We start from the raw sequence: 20,560 nt of genomic DNA on the forward strand, positions 1-20,560 counted from the left end.
AGGCCCCGCCGACCGATTGCAAGCGGTCGGCGGGGCCATTGTGGCTCTTGACAGCGGATTGGGTCATATGAGCGAAAGCCCGCCAGAGCGAGCAAGGTGCCTTGAAGCGAGGCGGCATTGACCTTCTGGTCATACCGCCGAAGTTGAAAGGCAGATTGCCGCCCTGGCGGGCTTGCAGCGTCAAGTGGTTACGGCGTTTGGTAAAACGCCGGAACTAAAACCCGTGGCGCTCCAGGAAGCGGAAGGCTAGGCAGATCCAGGGACGGACCGCCACCTGCTTGTCCTCGTTGTCGACCGCGGTGTTGGCGTTGCCGAGCGAAAGGCCGTGACCACCCTGGTCGAAGACGTGCATCTCGCATGCAACGCCCTCCTCGGCCATGCGCTGCGCAAACGGGTAGACCTGCGCGATCGGCGCCGTCTTGTCGTCGGACACGCCCCACACAAAGGTCGGCGGCATCTGACGCGAAACATGCGTGGTGGGGCAGATATCGGCCAAATGCTCGTCAGTTGCCTCGCCACCCGTCACCATCGACAGGTAGTCGTTGAGCAAATCGCGCCCCGTCTTGCCGCCCGTCTTGGGCACGCGCAAGTCAATGCGCGGATCGCGCGTCTGCATGTCGCGCACATAGGCAAAGTCGAGCAGCGGATAGCCCAGCACCACGGCATCGGGACGAATGTCGTCCGGACGTGCCCCGGCAAGTGCCGCGAAGGGGCCGGTCTTCCACTGCGTTGCCAGCGAGGCACAGATCATGCCGCCCGCCGAGAATCCCACGACGCACACGCGCTTAGGATCGACATGCCACTCGTCGGCGTTGGCGCGCACCGTGGCGACCATCTTGGCAAGATCTGCCTGGGGGTGCGGAAAGCTCACGTCACCCGTAGAGCTCGTGACATAGTTGAGCACAAAGGCCTGGTAACCGTGATCCAAAAACGCAAACGCCACAGGATCCTGCTCATGCGGAGCGATATGCGTAAACGCACCTCCGCCACAGATAATCACGGCAGGGCGGCGGCCATTCGGTTTATCGGGCAGCGGCTCGGCACCCAAATACGTAAATGTCGCCGGATATTCCTCGGTCGGCTCCTCGCCCCACAGCGCATGGCTCTCGACAATCATATGTGCTCCCTTCGCGCAAATTATGCGCCCTTGTTTTTCGCCTTCAAGCGTACCCCACTTGAACCCGTGGCGCAGAAACACTCCGGCAATAAGTTTCCCTTCAACTGATATATCACATAATCCCAGTTCAGAGGTATCGTTGAGCAGCGTAGAATAGGGGCGTTGACCAAGCCGCGAAACACATGTGAAACGTTTCCGGCAAACCAAACGCGCGATATGCGCCTATTTAAGTTGGAGGCAACTATGGGTCTGCTCGATTCGCTTAAGTCCACCTTCACCTCGACCGGCGAGGCGTCCGTTCCGCCCGCAGCAAGCTTCGCCACCCGCGAAGGCGTCATCTATGCCCCCGTCAACGGCGTGCTCGTCAACCTGGACGAGGTTCCCGACGAGACGATCGCCTCGGGCATGCTTGGCCAGGGCTATGGCATCGAGCCCATTACCGGCACCATCTATGCGCCCGCCAACGGCCGCATCGGTGCCACCACTGTCACCAACCACTCCATCGGCATGATCACCGAGGACGGCCTGCGCGTGTTCATCCATGTTGGCCTGGGCACCGTGGAAATGAACGGCAAGGGTTTTGCCCGCTTTGTCGAGATGGGCGATGTGGTCAAGGCAGGCCAGCCGCTCATCAGCTTCGACCGCGAGGCCATTAAGGCCGCTGGTCACGAGGACATCGTGACCGTCATCGTCTCCGAGCTCGATCGTCTTAAGAGCATCGACCATGTCGGCGAGTCTGGAACGCTTATCGGCGGCAACCCGCTCGTCAAGCTTGGCGACCCGCTGCTGGTTGCCAAGACCAAGTAGCCAGGCCCCACGCCACACAGCCAAAAGGCACCTCGTCAAGCGCCCGCGACCATTTGGCCGCGGGCACTTTTCGTTTGAAAAACCATCCCGCCAATGCTTTATCTGTATAGCTCAAATGAGCCGAGCTGCTAGAATATCGAACTGTATGGATAACTATCATTCAACCGTTATGGGAGGATACGTGAACCGCACCAAAATCGCGCAGCTCTATGCCGATGCCGAGTCGCTCGGCGGCCAGACCGTCACCGTCGCCGGCTGGGTCAAGTCCGTCCGCGACATGAAGAACTTTGGCTTTGTTACGCTCAACGACGGCAGCTGCTTCCGCGACCTGCAGGTCGTCATGAACCGCGAGGCACTCGACAACTACGACGAGATCGCCCATCAAAACGTCTCGGCCGCACTCATTTGCACCGGCACCGTCAAGCTGACCCCCGATGCGCCCCAGCCTTTCGAGCTTTCTGCCACCTCCATCGAGGTCGAGGGCACGAGCGCCCCGGATTACCCGCTGCAGAAGAAGCGCGCAACCGTCGAGTTCCTGCGCACCCAGCAGCACCTGCGCCCGCGCACCAACCTGTTCCGCGCCGTGTTCCGCATCCGCTCTGTCGCGGCTGCCGCCATCCACCGCTTCTTCCAGGAGCAGGGCTTTGTCTACGTCAACACCCCCATCATCACCACGAGTGACTGCGAGGGCGCCGGCGAGATGTTCCGCGTGACCACGCTCGACCCCAAAAATCCGCCCCTCACCGAGTCCGGCGAGGTCGACTGGAGCCAGGACTTCTTTGGCAAGCATGCAAGCCTCACCGTGTCCGGCCAGCTCAATGCCGAGAACTTTGCCATGGCCTTTGGCGACGTGTACACCTTTGGCCCCACCTTCCGTGCCGAGAACTCCAACACCACGCGCCACGCCGCCGAGTTTTGGATGATCGAGCCCGAGATGGCCTTTGCCGACCTGAACGACTACATGGATAACGCCGAGGCCATGCTCAAGTACGTCCTCAAGGACGTTATGGCGACCTGCCCCGACGAGCTCAATATGCTCAACAAGTTTGTGGACAAGGGTCTGCTCGAGCGCCTGGACCATGTCGCCAACTCCGACTTTGCCCGCGTTACCTACACCGAGGCCGTCGAGATCCTGGAGCAGGCAGTCGCTGCTGGCCACCAGTTTGATTACCCCGTCAGCTGGGGCATCGACCTGCAGACCGAGCACGAGCGCTTCCTGACCGAGGAGCACTTTAAGCGCCCGACCTTCGTGACCGACTACCCGGCCGAGATCAAGGCGTTCTACATGCGCATGAACGAGGACGGCAAGACCGTCGCCGCCGCCGACTGCCTGGTGCCGGGCATCGGCGAGATCATCGGTGGCTCCCAGCGCGAGGAGCGCCTGGATCTGCTCGAGGCCCGCATCAAGGACCTGGGTATGAATCCCGAGCAGTACAAGTACTACCTTGACCTGCGCCGCTACGGTTCCTGCAAGCACGCCGGCTACGGTCTGGGCTTCGAGCGCTTGGTCATGTATCTGACCGGCGTGGGCAACATCCGCGACGTCCTGCCGCACCCGCGCACCGTGGGCAACGCCGACTTCTAATCGTCGGACACTAGCTCGCGTCGCCACACGCCAACGCTCATCGTACAAGCGTCTCTCGACATCGGTCGAGAGACGCTTTTTTCAACAGCATCCGTCAAGCTTTTGGCAAGGTTTTGGTCAGTTGAGCAGGGCTGTTGAAAACTCGACCCGCCGTTTGCCGACGACTACCGACCGCCCAGAGCGCCCTGCGCCCCTGGGAAAGCCCCACGTCCTAGGCTCCATACCGTCGCCACCCAAAACGGAAAGGACGTGGGCACGATGACCGAAGCCGCTGTTGAAACCTACGACACCACGACGAGAGGCGCCGCCTCGATGGCAGCCTATCGCGCCGTTCGCATCCTGCAGCTCTTGAGCGAAAACACCGGCGAAGACAAGGCCATACTTTCCGATGAGCTGATCCGGCGCCTCGCCCATCCCGACGACCCCGCCCGCATGCCCATCTCGGCGGCGCGGCGCAGCATCTACACCGCCATCTCCGCGCTTCGCCATGCCGGATACGAAATTGAGTACAAACGCGGCGTGGGCTACAAACTTCTTACCCGTCCGCTCGCCGACGAAGAGATCATCCGGCTCCACGGTATGGTCATGCGCAACCGCTCCACGCCTATCGCTATCCGCAAGAGCATGGCGCAGCACTTAGTTGCCATGGCGAGTGCCGACGTTCGCGGCTACCTCGATACACCCGAACCCGTTCCGAGCGCAGGCAGCAAGGCTACCAAGGCAACACGCACGCCCATCAAGCGTATCGACACGTGCGAGCTCGTCGAGCAGGCCATCGACCACGGAACCACGGTGAGTTTTGATATTTCGAGCGTCACGACGCGTGGCGAAACCGAAGCAGCACGGATGACACTCCGTCCCTTTGCCATCAAGCAACGAGACGGCATCTCTTATTTGCTGGGAACGGTCTATGACGCCCGAGGCGCCGATGACACGTTGCGTACCGTAGAGATTGGCCGAATGAGAAACGTCACCACACGTCTCCTCGACGGCAAGAAGCTCTTCGCCGCCCTAGACGAGGACGACACCTCCTCCGCCGCATAAGACCCTCCGCCGCCCATTCGACTACCCGTACCGCCCATCCGATTCTGTATTAAAAAACCCGCCAGGCTGTTGTAAAAATGGACATCAGCGCTACTATAGTTCCACTTGCACTTTGTCCCAGTGCAGTGTTTCCAGCCATTTTTATACTGGGGGTAATGATATGAAGGACATCACCATCAGCCGCAGGAGCCTTCTGGTCTCTGCTGGCCTGCTCGCGCTCGCCCCGCTCGCCGGATGCGGCGGCAACTCTGGTTCCGGCTCTGCTGCCGCCGGTTCCGACTACACCATCGGCGTTCTGCAGCTCACCGAGCACTCCGCACTCGATGCCGCCAACGACGGCTTTGTCAAGGCCATCAAGGAGAGCGGCCTTAAGGTCAAGATCGACCAGAAGAACGCCCAGAACGACCAGTCCACGTGTAAGTCCATTGCCGACAAGTTTGTGGGCGACAACGTCAACCTGATTTATGCCATCGCCACGCCCGCCGCGCAGGCTGCCGCCGGCGCCACGGCCGATATCCCCATCGTGGGCTGCGCCATCACCGACTACGCCGCCTCCGGCCTGGTCCAGGACAACGACAAGCCCGGCACCAACGTCACGGGCGCTTCCGACCTCACCCCGGTCGCCGAGCAGCTCGAGATGATGCAGAAGGTCCTGCCCGACGTTAAAAAGGTCGGCCTGCTCTACTGCACCGCCGAGTCCAACTCCGACGTCCAGATCAAGGCCGCCAAGAAGGAGCTCGACAAGCTGGGCCTCGAGTACACTGACTTCACCGTCTCGAGCTCCAACGAGATTCAGTCCGTCGTCGAGTCTGCCGTGGGCAAGGTCGACGCGCTGTACTCCCCCACCGACAACACCATCGCCGCGGGTGCCTCGCAGGTCGGCCAGATCTGCAAGGAAAACAAGCTTCCCTTCGTGACTGGCGAGGAGGGTATGTGCATGGCCGGCGGCCTGTTCACCCTCTCCATCAACTATGAGGACCTGGGCTACGCCGCGGGCGAGATGGCCGTTAAGATCCTGAAGGGCGAGGCCAAGCCCGAGGATATGCCGATCAAGCACCTCTCGAGCAAGGACCTGGTCGTCGTCAAGAACGACGAAATGGCCGAGGCCCTGGGCATCGACCTTTCCGCCCTGGACGCGTAATGCCATACGCGGCATGCGTCTAGAGCCCGTGCTCGCGCTTTAGCCGCGTTATTCAATATCTGAGCCACAGGGGCGGGCGCTGTAGACCGGCGTCCGCCCTGCTTGTTTCAGGTAAAACAAAACGTCTGTCCGCAGCTCTTTTATACATTGTTACCGCTATCATGGTGACTCACGTGTCCACCCTATCCTAGGAGGTATGAAGCATGCTTATTGCATTGCAGGGCGCCGTTTCGCAGGGCGTCCTCTGGGGCATTATGGTGCTTGGCGTGTTTATCACGTTCCGCCTGCTCGACATTCCCGATATGACCTGCGACGGCAGCTTTGCCCTCGGCGGCTGCGTCTGCGCTGTGCTCATCGTCAATAACAACGTCGACCCGCTGCTCGCCGTGCTGGCCGGCATGTGCGCCGGCGCCATCGCGGGTGCCGTCACGGGCATTTTGACCACCGTCTTTGAGATTCCCGCGATCCTCGCCGGAATCCTCACCCAGATCAGCCTGTGGTCCATTAACCTGCGTATCATGGGCAAGTCCAATACGCCCATTCTTGCCAAGGGCACCGTGTTCTCGGCCGTCAGCAATATGACCGGTCTGCCGCAGTCCACCGTTGCCATCATCTTGGGCATCCTGCTCGCCGTGGCTATCGTTGCCATCCTGTATTGGTTCTTTGGCACCGAGATCGGCTCGGCGCTGCGCGCCACCGGCAACAACGAGTACATGATCCGCGCTCTGGGCGTCAACACCAACTCCACCAAGATGATCGCCCTCGTGCTCTCCAACGCCCTCATCGGCCTTTCGGGCGCGCTCATCTGCCAGAGCCAAAAGTATGCCGACATTGGTATGGGCACCGGTGCCATCGTTATCGGTCTTGCCGCCATTGTTATCGGTGAGGTGCTCGGCCGTCTGCTGCCCGGCGGCCTCACGCAGTTTAGCGTCCGTCTTGCCTCCGCCGTCTTTGGCTCCGTGGTGTACTTCCTTATCCGCGCCATCGTGCTGCAGTTGGGCATGGACGCCAACGACATGAAGCTGCTCTCCGCCGTAATTGTCGCTGTGGCCCTGTGCGTGCCCGTGGTTTGGGAGCGCTATAAGCTCCGCAGCTCCTACACGAAGGGAGATGAGGCAGATGCTTAAGCTCTCGCATGTCAAGAAGACCTTTAACAAGGGCACCGTCACCGAGAAGCGCGCGCTCACCGGCGTCGACCTCACCCTGAATGACGGCGACTTTGTAACCGTGATCGGCGGCAACGGCGCCGGCAAGTCCACGCTGCTCAACATGATCGCCGGCGTGTACCCGCTCGATTCGGGCGTTATCGAGCTCGACGGCACCGACATCTCGCGCCTGAGCGAGTCGCAGCGCACCAAGTACCTGGGCCGCGTGTTCCAGGACCCCATGCGCGGTACCGCTGCCGACATGCAGATTGCCGAGAACTTGGCCCTCGCCAAGCGTCGCGGCCAGCGTCGCGGCCTTTCGTGGGGCGTCACCAAGGCCGAGAAAGATGAGTACGTTGAGCTGCTCAAGCGCCTGGACCTTGGTCTGGACACGCGTCTCAACGCCAAGGTCGGCCTGCTCTCGGGTGGCCAGCGCCAGGCACTCACCCTGCTGATGGCCACGCTCACCAGGCCGCGCCTGCTGCTGCTCGACGAGCACACGGCGGCCCTCGACCCCAAGACGGCCTCTAAGGTGCTCAACCTGACCGAGGAGATCGTCGACGAGAACCACCTGACCACGCTCATGGTCACGCATAACATGAACGACGCCATCCGTCTGGGCAACCGTCTGATCATGATGCACGAGGGCCATGTGATCTACGACGTGGCGGGCGATGAGAAGAAGTCGCTCACCGTCGCCGACCTACTGCAGAAGTTCGAGGAGGTCTCGGGCGGCGAGCTTGCCAACGACCGCATGCTGCTGAGCTAAAACCTGCCAAAAAGGGACAGGTTTATTTTGGCAGGTTCTATCTGCGCAAACGTCAAAACCGCCGCTAAGGGACAAGCGCCCTTGCGGCGGTTTTCGCATATTATGTCGATAATCCGATATTCAACCAGACATTCTGGCTAAGGACTAAGGAAACTGCCATGAAAAGACTCCCCCGCCTTGCGTTAGCCGCCGCGTTGTTTGCCGGCGCGCTCGCAAGCATCCCAAGCCTCGCTTTCGCGGGGAACCTGCCCGTCGCTATTGACGGCTCCGTGGCCGTCATGCACACCAACGATATCCACGGCAGCTACAAGTACAGCTACAACGCAAGCAAGGGCACCGGCACCGTCGGCTTCGACGGACTGGCGGTTCTCTATAGCGCCCAAAACAGCGCCCCCGATCTTTTGCTCGATGCGGGCGACACCTTCCACGGGCAGTCCTTCGCCACCATGAGCGAGGGCAAGAGCATCGCCGAGCTCATGGACACCTTCTATGTAGACGGCTACGACGCGACCACGCCGGGCAACCACGACTGGAGCTACGGCGCGGACAAGCTCCGCACCATGACCGGCTACAGCACCACCGGCACGCCCTTCGCCATGCTCTGCGCGAACGCGAAGTCTACGAGCGGCGTATGGAGCTCGAGCATCACGAAGACGCTCGATCGCACCTGGGAGGATAGCGAGGATCACTCCACATTCGACTACAAAATCAAGGTCGGCGTCGTGGGTGCCATGGATGAGTCGCTGGGATCCTCGCTGCGCGCGGACCTGGTCGCGGGCACGTCGTTCTCGAGTGCCACGAACGCCATCAATACCGAGGCAGAGCAGCTGCGCAAGGAGGGCTGCAACGTTGTCGTCTGTATCGCGCATACGCTCAACGCCAAGACCTTTGCCACACGGCTCCGTGGCATCGATGCCCTTATCGCAGGCCACGAGCACATCAACCTTAACGAGAAGGTGACGGGAGCCGACGGCAAGACGATCCACGTTGTCGAGGCAGGCAGCGCCTTTGCCGAGGTGGGGCTGCTTTCCATTCCGTACAAGTACGACACCAATGGCACCGAGACGACCGACGATGACACGGTCACGGTCCCTGCAGACGGCAGCGACGAGAAGCTCTACACCGCCAAGAACGTCAACGACCTTTTGGCAGACCCCGACAAGGGCTCCGACTACCAAAGCTGCCTTGAAGCCGTCCGCAACAAGATCAAGCCGCTCGACGAGGCCTTTGAAAACGAATCGAACAAGGTGCTCGGCACATCCACCACCAACTATTTCTACGGCGAGGACGCCACAGGCACGCATGGTTGGGAAATGGTGCGCACCACCGATTTCCGCCCCAGCAAGGAGGACGACACCACCAAAGCCCAGACCATCGGCCACGTGATTTGCGGCTCCTATCTTGCCTTGACGGGCGCAGACCTCGCTATCGAAAACGCTGGCGGCATCCGCGGCGGCATCGCGGCGGGCAACGTGACCGCCGGCAACGTCATCGCCATCTCGCCCTACGGCAACACCGTGGAGACCTGGACCATGACCGGCGCGGACTTCCTCGCAGCGCTCGAGCACTCGCTACAAATCAGCGACGAGTGCAATCACAGCTACGAGCTTCAGCAAGCCTACGTGGCAGCCGGCCATACCGAGCAGGAGGCGCAAGACAAGTACAAGTGGCGCGATGACTCTGGCAGCGTTCTCTCCTTTGGCGGCATCAACGTGACGATTGATTGGACGCAGCCCGAAGGCAAGCGCATTGTGAGTGCCACACTCACCAAAGACGGCAGCACGCTCGACCCCGCCAAGACCTATACCGTCGCCACCAACAACTACATCATTACCAACACGACCGATTTTCCCACCTTTGCACACGCCACCAAGTACACCGAGTGGGGCACGTGCGAGGCGGCGCTGAGGGCACTGATTGGGCAGAACGGCTGGGAGAGCAAGATGGCCGGGCTCGCCGGCACCATCAGCTTTGGCTCCGCTGCCGTGGACCCCACGCCCACACCGGCCCCGACGCCTAAGCCCTCGCCTAAGACGGACACGACGACCACGAAGGTCATCACCAAGAAGACGACCGGTAAGCTCGCCGCAACGGGAGACCGCACGCTGGCAGTAGTTGGCGCGTGCCTTATCGGCGGCATCATCGTCATCATGCTCGGCATTATCTGGAAGCGTCGACGCTAAGCTACACCGCCGGGCCTTGCAGCCCCACCGCGTAAACCTTATGTCGAGCACAGAAGCCCGTCCGAATTTGATCGGATGGGCTTCTTGGTGGGTATCATGGTTGGACGATCATTAGGAGGTTTTCCCTACATGGAATTGTTTGAGCCGATTCTTCATTTCTTTGAGCAACGGTGGGTCCACAACATCATCTGGGCCGTCATCTTGGCGATAGGCACCGCCGTCGCCGCCAAGGTCGTATCCAAGACCCTGAACCATCTGCTTAACCGAGACGATAACCCGCTACCGGCATCGAGTATCTTCATCAACATCGCGCGCGCCGTCATCTGGATGATCGGCGGCAGCTTTATCCTCGACAACTGTTTTGGCATTAATGCAAACGCCCTCGTCGCCGCTCTTGGCGTCGGCGGCATCGCCATCTCGCTCGGCTTTCAGGACACGCTGTCAAACCTTATCGGCGGCATGCAGGTGACCTTTATGGGCATCATCAAACCCGGCGACAATATCGAGGTCGGCGGCGTATCCGGCGTGGTCCAAGACATCACTTGGCGCCACACAACGATTGAGGATGCCTGTGGACAGACCATCATTGTGCCCAACTCCAACATCTCCAAGAACACGCTCGTGCACCTCATGCCCTTTGGGCGTGTGGCTGTGCCCGTTGCCGTAAAGGACACGTCCAAGTGGGCCTCGCTCGACGCACTGGCAGACGAGCTGACCAGCGCCACCAAGGCCGCCGTGCTTCCCATCTCGGGCTTTGACAAGGAGCCCTACGTACTCTTTAGCGAAATCGGCGACTTTGGCATCAAGGGCAAGATCATCTTTATCGTCAGCGACGACAGCACTACTTTCACGGCAGCCGACGCTTGCATCCGCGCCATCGCCCCCATCATCGCCTAACCCGCCAAAAAGAGACAGGCATCTTTGTAGTGGTTTTCATTCGTGGTACCATGGTTCATATAGTTGTTTAAACGACTAAGGGAGCAACATCATGGAAGAGGCCTATCGTCAAGCACGCAAGCGCGGCGAGCAAGGACGTCGACGCGCCATTAGCCAAAGCGAGCATCCATACCTTACGGACCTCGATAGCTTGGTTGCTCAGCTCCCCTTAGGTCAGCGAGAGAATGTCGGCCTGCGGGATATTCCGCTCGAAATGGTCGTCGGCACGGTCACCAAGGGCCGTCAGTCCGCCTTTTCGTGTAACTTTATGCCCCTGCTTCCGTTTAGCACCGAGTTCGCCCGCAAGTGGTCCAACCTCTACGACATCCAGGTGACCGAGGGCTATCGCGACCCCGTCATCGTCACCGAGTTCATGCATCGGTTCTATGTCCAAGAAGGCAACAAACGCGTCAGTGTCCTCAAATTCCTAGACGCCCCGACGGTTTCGGCCAAGGTCACCCGTCTCTACCCCGGCAAATGGGATTCCGTCGAAAGCCGCCTGTACGGTGAATTCTGCGCGTTTTGGCGCGTCTGCCCCCTATACGAGATCGAGTTCTCGCGTGAGGGAAGCTACGAAACGCTCGCCAAGATGCTCGGTCAGAACCTTATCGAAAAATGGCCGCAGAAAAAGGTCGACTACCTGCGCCACACCTTCCTGCTCTTTAAGCGCGCCTACCTTCGCGCAGGCGGCGACCACCTGGACATTACGCCTGCCGACGCCATGCTCGTGTACCTCAATGTGTACAACCAGGACCGCCTGCTGGATACGCCGACGGATATCGTCGTAAACCGCCTGTGCAAGATTTGGCGCGAGCTGGTCATTGCCGGCAAAAATGACGAGGACAAGGTCGATCTTGTCGAAGCACCGAGCGTCGACGAGGAAGAAACGCCCGCCAAGTCCACCGCTGGCGTGCTCAACTTCTTTATGGGCAAGACCGTCTACTCGACGGCCAACCCCCTGCGCATCGCCTTTATCCATGAGTTCCCCTGTGCGACGTCGAGCTGGGACAGCCTGCACGACCAAGGGCGTCAGTATCTCGATGAGCACTTTGGCGGTATCGTGCGCACCGAGGCGTTCGAGGACTGTCACGATCCGGATGTGTTCTACGCCGCCGTGGAAACGGCTGTCAAACATGGAGCAAACGTCATCTTCTCGACCTCGCACCGCCTGATGGAATACACGCTCAGGGCTGCCGTTGAGTATCCCCGGGTTCGGTTCCTCAACTGCTCTATCGGCCTTCCCCATCAAAGCGTCCGTTCGTACTTTGGCAAGATGTACGAGGCCAAGTTCCTCCTGGGCGCCCTTGCGGCCAGCATGGCGGACAACCACCGCATCGGTTACCACGCGTCGGTCTTCGCCTCGGGCGCACTCAGCGAGATCAACGCCTTTGCGATTGGCGCCTCGCTGCTCGACCCGCGCGCGCAGGTCATCCTCACCTGGGGCGATGTTCCCGCCGGTGGTCTTGCCGAAGCCATGTACCGCGAAGGCGTAAGCGTCATGACCGGCGCCGATATGTCAAAGTCGCTGGAAGATTCCACTGCCTACGGGCTTCACCGCTTGGTCGATGGCAAGGTTACCGGCATCGCCATGCCCGTCTGGAACTGGGGGCGCTACTACGAGCTCATCGTTCGCAGCCTTCTGCACGGCACGTGGGACGAGACCAGCGATGACAACCAAGTGCGCGCCGTCAACTACTGGTACGGCATGAGCTCTGGCGTTATCGACATCCGTTACGCTCCGGGCCTACCCTACCAGACGCGCAAACTCGTGCAGTTGCTCCGTAACGGCATTGTTGAGGGATCCATCAACCCCTTTGGCGGCGAGCTCCACAGCCAGAACGGCGTGGTACAGATCGAAGGCTTCCCTCCGCTGCCGAGCACGCAGATTGTCGAGATGAATTGGCTGGCGGATAACGTGGTAGGCACCATTCCGCAGCTCGACGATGAGCCGAAAGTCCCTGCCCTATGAAAATCCTTGCCATAGCCGATACCGAAGAACGATGCCTTTGGGAGTGCTTTCGCAAGGAACGCTTTGAGGGCGTCGACCTGATTTTGTCCGCCGGCGATCTGGACCCGGACTATCTTGAGTTTTTGGTTACGGTCATCAACAAACCGCTCATCTACGTGCGTGGCAATCACGATGACCGCTACGCACGTCATGCACCGGGCGGATGTATCTGCGTAGAAGACAGCGTGTACACGTACCGAGGGATTCGCATTGCGGGCCTTGGCGGGTCCATGCGTTATCGCGACGGCGCCAACATGTACACCGAACGCGAGATGTCCAAGCGCATGCGTAAGCTGTCGCGTAAGGTTAGGATGGTCGGCGGGTGCGACATTCTGCTTACCCATGCACCCGCCGCCGGTATGGGTGATCTGGACGATCTGCCGCATCGAGGGTTTGAGTGCTTTAACACGGCGCTTGAATCCTGGGGGGCCGACTACATGGTGCATGGGCATGTACACCAAAGCTACGGTTACGATTTTCAGCGCGAGCGGCAGCATGTGTGTGGAACGACGATCATCAACGCCTGCGGCTATACGCAGTTTGAGCTCGACCAGACGCGCTACCCCATCCGTGGCTGGCAGGCAGCCTGGCTCAATTCGCAAACCATGCGCCGCGAGCTCAAACGCCACGATGCCATCGAGTCCTCAACAGCCAGAACACCCTGGTAACCACCATAAAGGGGACACTGTCCCCTTTATGGTGCTTTTGACGCGATAGCAAGAAACCCGGTCCCACACGAGGCGGAATCGGGTTTCTTTAGCAATGCTTGCTTTGCTCAGGCAGTAACTAGCAGTTACTCAGCCAGGAAGTCACGCTGGACAGCGGGATCGACCTTGACGCCAGGGCCCATGGTGGAAGACACGGAGATGGACTTGACGTACTTGCCCTTAGCAGAAGAGGGCTTGACGCGCAGGATCTCGGTGTACAGGGCAGCGTAGTTCTCGACGAGCTGCTGCTCAGAGAAGGACTTCTTGCCCAGGGGCACATGGCAGATGCCGTAGCGGTCGGCGCGGTACTCAACGCGGCCAGCCTTGAGCTCAGAGACCATCTTGGCGACGTCCATGGTCACGGTGCCGAGCTTGGGGTTCGGCATGAGGCCACGGGGACCAAGGATCTTACCGATGCGGCCAACCTTGGCCATCATGTTCGGCGTAGCGATAGCGGCGTCGAAGTTGATCTCGCCCTTCTGAATCTGGGCGATGAGCTCGTCGGAACCGATGATGTCGGCGCCGGCAGCCTCAGCCTCACGGGCCTTCTCGCCCTCGGCGAAGACGGCAACACGAACGGTCTTGCCGGTGCCGTGGGGCAGGGAGATGGAACCACGGATGTTCTGGTCAGCCTTACGAGTATCGATGCCCAGACGGAAGTGAGCCTCGACGGTCTCGTCGAACTTGGCGGTGTCGAGCTCCTTGATGAGCTTGGCAGCCTGAAGGGGGGTGTAGAGCGTGGCGCGGTCGATCTTCTCAGCAGCGGCGTTATAGCTCTTACCATGCTTAGCCATGTGCATTACCTCCTGTGGTTAAACGGGCGTGAGCCCTCCCACATCGTATCGTGTGCCCTATTGCACACATTTAACGGGCGCCCCGGTCGGAGCACCCGTCGTTACCATAAGAAATCGCTACTCAGCGATGGTGACGCCCATGGAACGGGCGGTACCGGCGATGATCTTCTTGGCGGCGTCAATGTCGTTGGCATTGAGGTCCGGCATCTTGATCTCGGCGATCTTGGTGAGCTGCTCCTGGGAGAGCTGACCAACCTTGTCAGCCTGGGGCTTAGCGGAACCAGACTTAAGGTTCAGCTCCTTCTTGATAAGGTGAGCCGCCGGCGGGGTCTTGGTGATGAAGGAGAAGGACTTGTCCTCGTAGACAGAGATCTCAACGGGGATGATGTCACCCTTCTTGTCCTGCGTCTCGGCGTTAAAGGCCTGGCAGAACTGCATGATGTTCACGCCAGCAGCGCCCAGGGCGGGACCGACGGGAGGAGCGGGGTTTGCTGCACCAGCAGGAATCTGGAGCTTAATGACGTTGGCAACCTTCTTCTCAGCCATGGTCATTCCTTTCGAATCACGAGTGTGAAGTACTTGCTATATCGTAAGCACGCACGTGTTAGAAGCACTCCTGAGATGAGCAGTCACAGAAGAAGCACGCTCGCGCGAACGGACGAAAACTTAAGCGATGACAGCGACCTGGTTAAAGTCGAGCTCGACCGGCGTCTCGCGGCCAAAGATCATCAGCGTGACCTTAAGCTTGCCAGCCTCGGTGTTAACCTCGGAGACCTTGCCATCAAAGTCGGTAAGCGGGCCATCGGTGACGCGGACGGACGTACCGACCTCAATATCAACCGAGGTGCGCTTGGGCGAATCGCCCTTACCGGGACGACGAGTCATCTTGTTGTACTCGTCGCGGGAAAGCGGAGCGGGCTTGCCGTTGCCGCCTAGGAAACCGGTGACGCCAGGCGTGTTACGAACACACGTCCAAGCATCGTCATCCATCTCCATGCGGACCAAGACATAACCCGGGAAGATCTTGGAATCCTTGGTCTCACGCTTGCCACCCTCTTTAATCTCGGTGACGCGCTCCATAGGAATCTCGATATCAAAGATACGGTCCTGCATGCCCATAGTCTCGATGCGATGCTCGAGATCGGACTTAACGCGGTTCTCGTATCCAGAGTAAGTGTGAACGACGTACCAACGCTTAGACATGGTTTAGCCCCTCAATCCAGAGAACAGAGCAAGAGCCTCGCCAAAGCCAGCATCGAGCAGAGCGATGACGACGCCGACGACGATCAGAGAAGCGCAAACGACAACCGAGTAGTTCACGAGCTCCTTCTTATCGGGCCACGTGACACGCTTCATCTCGGACTTGACCGAAGCGAAATACTTCTTGGTGCGCGCGAAGAAACCAGGCTTCTCGTTCTTCTTGGACTTCGCAGCCTTCTCGTTCTTCTTGGCAACGGCCTTCTTGGCCTCAACCTTGGAGTTGGCGGCAGCTTTGTTGGCAGGTGCCGGCTGCTGAGCCTTCTTCTTGTTCTTCTTGTTGGCCATTTGGGTTACCTCCGCGCAATGCGCTTATACATGAGTAAACCGTAAGCCCCCAAGTGGGAGCTTACGGAATAATGACTGGCACGCCAGGAAGGACTCGAACCCTCAACACTCGGTTTTGGAGACCGATGCTCTACCAATTGAACTACTGGCGTATGTGACTAGAGACTAGCGAGTCTCTTTGTGCAGCGTGTGGTGACGGCACCAGGGGCAATACTTCTTGATCTCCATACGATCAGGCATGGTCGACTTGTTCTTGGTGGTCGTATAGTTGCGGCGCTTGCACTCAGTGCACGCAAGAGTAACTAGAGTACGCATGTATCCTGAACCTTTCATTTCCGCCCCGTACGGGCACGAGTTGTTACTTTATCAGCTCCACGTAAGTGCTGTCAATGAAAACCTCGAGTCAATTGGTTCTCGGTGGATCCATTCATATTTGGAACACATCAATGAAGCCATCGAGAGCTAATCGACGGTGCATCCAGGACCATTATCGATCCTCTCGACACCAGCAACGGCTCAATATCCATTGCAGAAAAGAACCCGGCACCCATATAAGTGCCGGGTTCTCTAAGTCAGCTATATCAAAGAGCTAATTTACTCAATGATCGTGGAGACGATGCCCGAACCGACGGTGTGGCCACCCTCGCGGATAGCGAAGCGCAGGCCCTCCTCCATGGCGATCGGGTGGATGAGGTCGCCCTCGATGGTGATGTGGTCACCAGGCATAGCCATCTCGGTGCCCTCGGGGAGCTTGACCGTACCGGTAACGTCGGTGGTACGGAAGTAGAACTGAGGACGATAACCATCGAAGAACGGGGTGTGACGGCCGCCCTCCTCCTTGGTCAGAACGTAGATCTCGCCGGTGAACTTGGTGTGCGGGGTAACCGAACCGGGCTTGCAGAGAACCTGGCCGCGCTCGATGTCCTCACGCTTGATGCCGCGGAGCAGCAGACCGACGTTGTCGCCAGCCTCGCAGAAGTCCATGGACTTACGGAACATCTCGATACCGGTAACGACGGTGTTCTGGGTATCCTTGATGCCGACGATCTCGACGGGCTCGTTGAGCTTGAGCTCACCGCGCTCGACACGGCCAGTAGCAACGGTACCACGGCCGGAGATGGTCATAACGTCCTCAACGGCCATCAGGAACGGGAGGTCGTTGTTACGAGCAGGCGTCGGGATGTACTCGTCGACGGCCTTCATGAGCTCGCGAATGGCGTCCATCCACTTGGCGTCGCCCTCAAGAGCGCCCAGAGCGGAGCCACGGATGACGGGGATGTCGTCGCCGGGGAAATCGTACTCGGAGAGGAGCTCACGGGTCTCCATCTCGACGAGGTCGATGAGCTCGTCATCGTCGACCATGTCGCACTTGTTCAGGAAGACGACGATGTAGGGAACGCCGACCTGACGGGCGAGCAGGATGTGCTCGCGGGTCTGAGCCATGGGGCCGTCGGTAGCAGCGATGACCAGGATAGCGCCGTCCATCTGAGCAGCGCCGGAGATCATGTTCTTGACGTAGTCAGCGTGGCCCGGGCAGTCAACGTGAGCGTAGTGACGGGCAGCGGTCTCGTACTCAACGTGGGAGACGGAAATCGTAATGCCGCGCTCGCGCTCCTCGGGAGCCTTGTCGATGTTCTCGAACGCAGTGAAGTCAGCCTTGCAGCCCTCGGTCTCGGAGAGAACCTTGGTGATGGCAGCGGTCAGCGTGGTCTTGCCGTGGTCGACGTGACCAATGGTGCCGATGTTAACATGCGGCTTAGTGCGCTCAAACTTCTCTTTGGCCATAAAGCCCTCCTCTTAACAGGTCGTCCCCGGACGGGACTTTGCCTTTATACCATAGTGGCCTCTCAACATACTATTGAGAAGCCACCGTGTTACCTATGGTAGCGGTGACTGGATTCGAACCAGTGACGCCACGGGTATGAACCGTGTGCTCTAACCAACTGAGCTACACCGCCGGATGGAGCCTGCAACCAGACTTGAACTGGTGACCTCTTCGTTACCAACGAAGTGCTCTACCGACTGAGCTATACAGGCACTTGACGGGTGGGAGCTATAGGATTCGAACCTATGTAGGCAGAGCCAACGGGTTTACAGCCCGTCCCCATTAACCACTCGGGCAAACTCCCAATCGTTCAAGTATCCGCAGGTCCTTTGGTCTTTTGGACCGCCGCCCCCGCGAACGAAGAAGATAATACGATGCCACCTTGGGGGCTGTCAACGAAAACCTCTAGATACACGGTGCCGGGCGTATCTATATAGCCGTGACCTGCGGTTTTGTTGAGTTTGGATATGAAGGACGGTGGTTTTGGATACTGAGGTGACGTTTCCCAAGGTAACACTTTGGTGTAGTGGAGTACACCTTCAGGATCGAACTTCGATAACAGCCTATTTGCACCTATATATAGGTCGAGATCGGGCTCCCGTGGCAGATTCGAGCGTGGATTTTCTCCCGTTTGAAATCGAGCGTGGGTAATCCCCCACTTTGCCGCGTCATCGAATCCAAAGTGGCAGATTATCCACGCTCATTCACTAAGCGGGAGATTTTCCACGCTCGTACGTCCGATAATCCACGCCCAAGGTGAACGGCTGGGTTCGTTCCCGCCTTTGTCTCAATCTGTAACATTTAGAGAACATTTTCTCCCCTATCTGTTACAGGTCGAGATATTACGCAGAGACCTCCGCTTACGTCTCATTCTGTAACAGTAAGAACGGTTTTCAGCTTCTTCGTGTTACAAATCGAGACAAACCTGAAGCTTGGTTGGCGCCAAACACGCTGACTTATCGACATTAATAGAAACGGGCCCTGTCCCTCAGGGGGACAGAGCCCGAAACTCTCATGGAGCCAGTGACAGGAATCGAACCTGCAACCCACTGATTACAAATCAGTTGCGCTACCGTTGCGCCACACTGGCACACTTGGCGCTTTCGCGCGAAGCCAGTTAAGAATAAAGGAATTGCGGACGAGGCGCAACAGGCCCTTCACCCGACCACATCTCAAAACTATTCGCCAGAACGAATAGTTTTATCCGTTCGCCAAAACAAAAAACTATTCGTTTTGGCGGCGGCAAGTCCACAACCCATTGACTACAGGCCAGCGGATTGACCAATCGAGTAACCGGTCTCTATAGATGCTCCCCTACCGTCCGCGCAACGCCTTGAGCTTGGCCAGGGCATCGGGGCTCAGGCGACTGCCCAGAGTCATCTTGATCTGCGGAGCTTCCTCTGCCTCGTGAACGTCGTTATCGATCTGTTTAATCTCGTCTACCAGCATACGGCTCGAGATGCGCGTAACGCCCTTGCCCATGACGACGGCCTGGATCGTGCCGTCGCTCGATACCACGGAGCACGCGCGACCTTCCTCACGTGCCTCGATGCAGAGCTTCTGCACCACGGTATCGGCCGAAACACCCGTCGGCGAAAACTCAATGCGCACGCCGCGGGCCGGTAGGTTGGGGCGCTCGCTGGAGATATTGCCCGCGCCGTCAAACACGATTACGGCCTCGTAACGGCCCTGGGCAAAGGCGGCGACGTCGTTGATGAGGGCGGTGCGCGCCATATCGTGAACGTCGCTGGAATACGGATCGTCGGAATGGTCGTACACGAGCTTTTCGTAGCGCGGCGTGCAGTGGATCACGTTGTAGCCGTCGACCACCAGCAGCTCGGGCTTGTTGGAGTGCACCGTCGAGACCGGGTCGGCGATGGCCTGCGCAAACGCATTGCCGCCCACGCCATAGGTCGCGGCCGAAACAATCGGCTTGGCCGAGCCCTCGCCAAAGCGCTTGGCCTTGGACTTGGCACGGTTCTTTTTGGACATGCGCTACTCCTCCCCCATGAGCTCGCCAGCGTTGCGGCGCAGCCACTCAAAGCACAGCGCCGTGGTCGCCTGGGCAACATTGAGGCTCTCGGTCATGCCGCGCTGGGGAAGCTTGGTCAAAAAGTCGCATTTCTCGAGCACCAGGCGCGAGATGCCGTCGCCCTCGGAGCCCATGACGAGCGCCACGCGGCCCTCGAAGGGAGCATCCCAGCAACTGCCTTCGGCGTGCTCGGAGGCACCGCCCACCCAAAAGCCAGCGGCCTTAAGATCGTCGAGCGCACGGGCGATGTTGGGCACCTGCGCGATAGGCAGATGCATGACGGCGCCGGCAGAAGTCTTATAGCTGCCGACGGTCACACCGGCGGCGCGCTTGTTGGCAATGATGGCGCCTGCCGCGCCCACGACCTCGGCAGAGCGCACGATCGCACCAAAGTTGCCATCGTCGGTCACATGGTCGAGCACGATGACGAGCGCCGGACCGTCGCCCGCGCGGTCGAGGATGTCGGCGACATCGGCATAGGGGAAGTTGCCAACCTCGAGCGCAATGCCCTGGTGAGCGCCATGGCTCGACAGCGCATCGAGCTGCGCGCGTGGAACGAACTTAATGCGGACGCCCGCGGCGTTGAGGTCATCGACCAGGCGCGACAAGGCGGCATCGCGCTCCCCGCCCTCGGCAATGAGCGCGCACTTGATGGGAAAACCAGTGCGTAGCGCCTCGGCGGCAGCACGACGACCTTCGATAAACTCGCCCTTGGGAGCCTGGACAGCGTCGCGGTTGCGATCGCGCTGCGGACGTGCGGCCTGGGTGCGATCGCGCTGGCCCTTGGGAGCGGCAGCGCGATCATTGCGGCGAATCGGACGCGAGCCAGAAGCAGCCTGCTTGCCGCCACGAGGCGCACGCTTGCGATTGTCGGCCATAGGACGGCCTCCTTAAATAGATAACGAACAAGAATCGACCGTCC

General features: G+C 59.4%; 19 protein-coding genes and 5 tRNA genes. 10 read left to right on the forward strand and 14 right to left on the reverse strand.

Annotated features, from left to right (window positions below):
* Positions 1–214 precede the first annotated feature (214 nt).
* Complete coding sequence (locus ACESWY_RS08150) at positions 215–1,117, reverse strand: alpha/beta hydrolase (protein ID WP_373093405.1); 903 nt, start codon at positions 1,115–1,117, stop codon at positions 215–217.
* A gap of 243 nt (positions 1,118–1,360) precedes the next feature.
* Between ACESWY_RS08150 and ACESWY_RS08155 the strand changes: the two genes are divergently transcribed.
* The 10 genes from ACESWY_RS08155 (at position 1,361) to ACESWY_RS08200 (ending at position 13,403) form a co-directional block, all read left to right on the forward strand.
* A complete protein-coding gene (locus tag ACESWY_RS08155) occupies positions 1,361–1,924 on the forward strand; it encodes a PTS sugar transporter subunit IIA (RefSeq protein WP_022093882.1) in 564 nt (187 codons plus the stop codon).
* Between the two features lie 181 nt (positions 1,925–2,105).
* Complete coding sequence (gene asnS, locus ACESWY_RS08160; RefSeq protein WP_022093883.1) at positions 2,106–3,509, forward strand: asparagine--tRNA ligase; 1,404 nt, start codon at positions 2,106–2,108, stop codon at positions 3,507–3,509.
* Positions 3,510–3,767: 258 nt separating this feature from the next.
* Positions 3,768–4,553: a hypothetical protein gene (locus tag ACESWY_RS08165; protein ID WP_373093408.1), complete on the forward strand. Its 786-nt coding sequence runs from the start codon at positions 3,768–3,770 to the stop codon at positions 4,551–4,553.
* A gap of 160 nt (positions 4,554–4,713) precedes the next feature.
* Entirely contained in the window at positions 4,714–5,694 is a 981-nt protein-coding gene (locus ACESWY_RS08170) for an ABC transporter substrate-binding protein (RefSeq protein WP_022093885.1), read from the forward strand.
* 203 nt (positions 5,695–5,897) lie between these two features.
* On the forward strand, positions 5,898–6,821 hold the full coding sequence (locus tag ACESWY_RS08175; RefSeq protein ID WP_006234992.1) for an ABC transporter permease: 924 nt from the start codon (positions 5,898–5,900) through the stop codon (positions 6,819–6,821).
* Positions 6,814–7,608 carry an ABC transporter ATP-binding protein gene (locus ACESWY_RS08180; RefSeq protein WP_373093411.1) on the forward strand — a complete coding sequence of 265 codons (795 nt, stop codon included), beginning with the start codon at positions 6,814–6,816 and terminating at the stop codon, positions 7,606–7,608. The genes ACESWY_RS08175 and ACESWY_RS08180 overlap by 8 nt, the downstream gene beginning before the upstream one ends.
* A 158-nt stretch (positions 7,609–7,766) precedes the next feature.
* Positions 7,767–9,791 carry a bifunctional metallophosphatase/5'-nucleotidase gene (locus ACESWY_RS08185; protein ID WP_373093413.1) on the forward strand — a complete coding sequence of 675 codons (2,025 nt, stop codon included), beginning with the start codon at positions 7,767–7,769 and terminating at the stop codon, positions 9,789–9,791.
* A 129-nt stretch (positions 9,792–9,920) separates the two neighbouring features.
* Positions 9,921–10,688, forward strand: coding sequence for a mechanosensitive ion channel family protein (locus tag ACESWY_RS08190; protein ID WP_195544454.1), 768 nt, complete (start codon positions 9,921–9,923; stop codon positions 10,686–10,688).
* A gap of 91 nt (positions 10,689–10,779) precedes the next feature.
* Complete coding sequence (locus ACESWY_RS08195) at positions 10,780–12,696, forward strand: BMP family ABC transporter substrate-binding protein (protein ID WP_373093415.1); 1,917 nt, start codon at positions 10,780–10,782, stop codon at positions 12,694–12,696.
* The gene (locus tag ACESWY_RS08200) at positions 12,693–13,403 is read left to right on the forward strand and encodes a metallophosphoesterase family protein (protein WP_006234987.1); all 711 of its coding nucleotides are present in this window, start codon (positions 12,693–12,695) and stop codon (positions 13,401–13,403) included. Before ACESWY_RS08195 ends, ACESWY_RS08200 begins: the two co-directional genes overlap by 4 nt.
* A 125-nt stretch (positions 13,404–13,528) precedes the next feature.
* Here the strand turns inward: ACESWY_RS08200 and rplA are convergent, their stop codons facing one another.
* The 13 genes from rplA to rlmB form a co-directional block, all read right to left on the reverse strand.
* Positions 13,529–14,236 carry a 50S ribosomal protein L1 gene (gene rplA, locus ACESWY_RS08205; RefSeq protein ID WP_373093418.1) on the reverse strand — a complete coding sequence of 236 codons (708 nt, stop codon included), beginning with the start codon at positions 14,234–14,236 and terminating at the stop codon, positions 13,529–13,531.
* Between the two features lie 117 nt (positions 14,237–14,353).
* Positions 14,354–14,782, reverse strand: a complete 429-nt coding sequence (gene rplK / locus ACESWY_RS08210; protein WP_022093893.1) for a 50S ribosomal protein L11 — start codon at positions 14,780–14,782, stop codon at positions 14,354–14,356.
* A gap of 120 nt (positions 14,783–14,902) precedes the next feature.
* Positions 14,903–15,439, reverse strand: a complete 537-nt coding sequence (gene nusG / locus ACESWY_RS08215) for a transcription termination/antitermination protein NusG (RefSeq protein WP_099432095.1) — start codon at positions 15,437–15,439, stop codon at positions 14,903–14,905.
* A gap of 3 nt (positions 15,440–15,442) precedes the next feature.
* Complete coding sequence (gene secE / locus ACESWY_RS08220) at positions 15,443–15,781, reverse strand: preprotein translocase subunit SecE (protein ID WP_035137537.1); 339 nt, start codon at positions 15,779–15,781, stop codon at positions 15,443–15,445.
* A gap of 76 nt (positions 15,782–15,857) precedes the next feature.
* Positions 15,858–15,933, reverse strand: a tRNA-Trp gene (locus tag ACESWY_RS08225).
* 13 nt (positions 15,934–15,946) lie between these two features.
* Positions 15,947–16,096 (reverse strand): 50S ribosomal protein L33, encoded by a 150-nt coding sequence (gene rpmG, locus ACESWY_RS08230; protein WP_022093895.1) that lies wholly within the window; start codon positions 16,094–16,096, stop codon positions 15,947–15,949.
* A 279-nt stretch (positions 16,097–16,375) separates the two neighbouring features.
* Complete coding sequence (gene tuf, locus ACESWY_RS08235) at positions 16,376–17,566, reverse strand: elongation factor Tu (protein WP_035137538.1); 1,191 nt, start codon at positions 17,564–17,566, stop codon at positions 16,376–16,378.
* 96 nt (positions 17,567–17,662) lie between these two features.
* Positions 17,663–17,739, reverse strand: a tRNA-Met gene (locus tag ACESWY_RS08240).
* A gap of 3 nt (positions 17,740–17,742) precedes the next feature.
* A tRNA-Thr gene (locus tag ACESWY_RS08245) sits at positions 17,743–17,818 on the reverse strand.
* Between the two features lie 10 nt (positions 17,819–17,828).
* Positions 17,829–17,910 (reverse strand) — tRNA-Tyr (locus tag ACESWY_RS08250).
* A gap of 711 nt (positions 17,911–18,621) precedes the next feature.
* Positions 18,622–18,696, reverse strand: a tRNA-Thr gene (locus tag ACESWY_RS08255).
* A gap of 224 nt (positions 18,697–18,920) precedes the next feature.
* Entirely contained in the window at positions 18,921–19,598 is a 678-nt protein-coding gene (locus ACESWY_RS08260) for an NYN domain-containing protein (protein ID WP_006234978.1), read from the reverse strand.
* A gap of 3 nt (positions 19,599–19,601) precedes the next feature.
* Positions 19,602–20,516, reverse strand: a complete 915-nt coding sequence (gene rlmB, locus ACESWY_RS08265) for a 23S rRNA (guanosine(2251)-2'-O)-methyltransferase RlmB (protein ID WP_373093422.1) — start codon at positions 20,514–20,516, stop codon at positions 19,602–19,604.
* Positions 20,517–20,560: the final 44 nt, after the last annotated feature.

The sequence above is a fragment of the Collinsella aerofaciens ATCC 25986 genome (assembly GCF_964237925.1).
Lineage (GTDB): Bacteria > Actinomycetota > Coriobacteriia > Coriobacteriales > Coriobacteriaceae > Collinsella > Collinsella aerofaciens_BJ.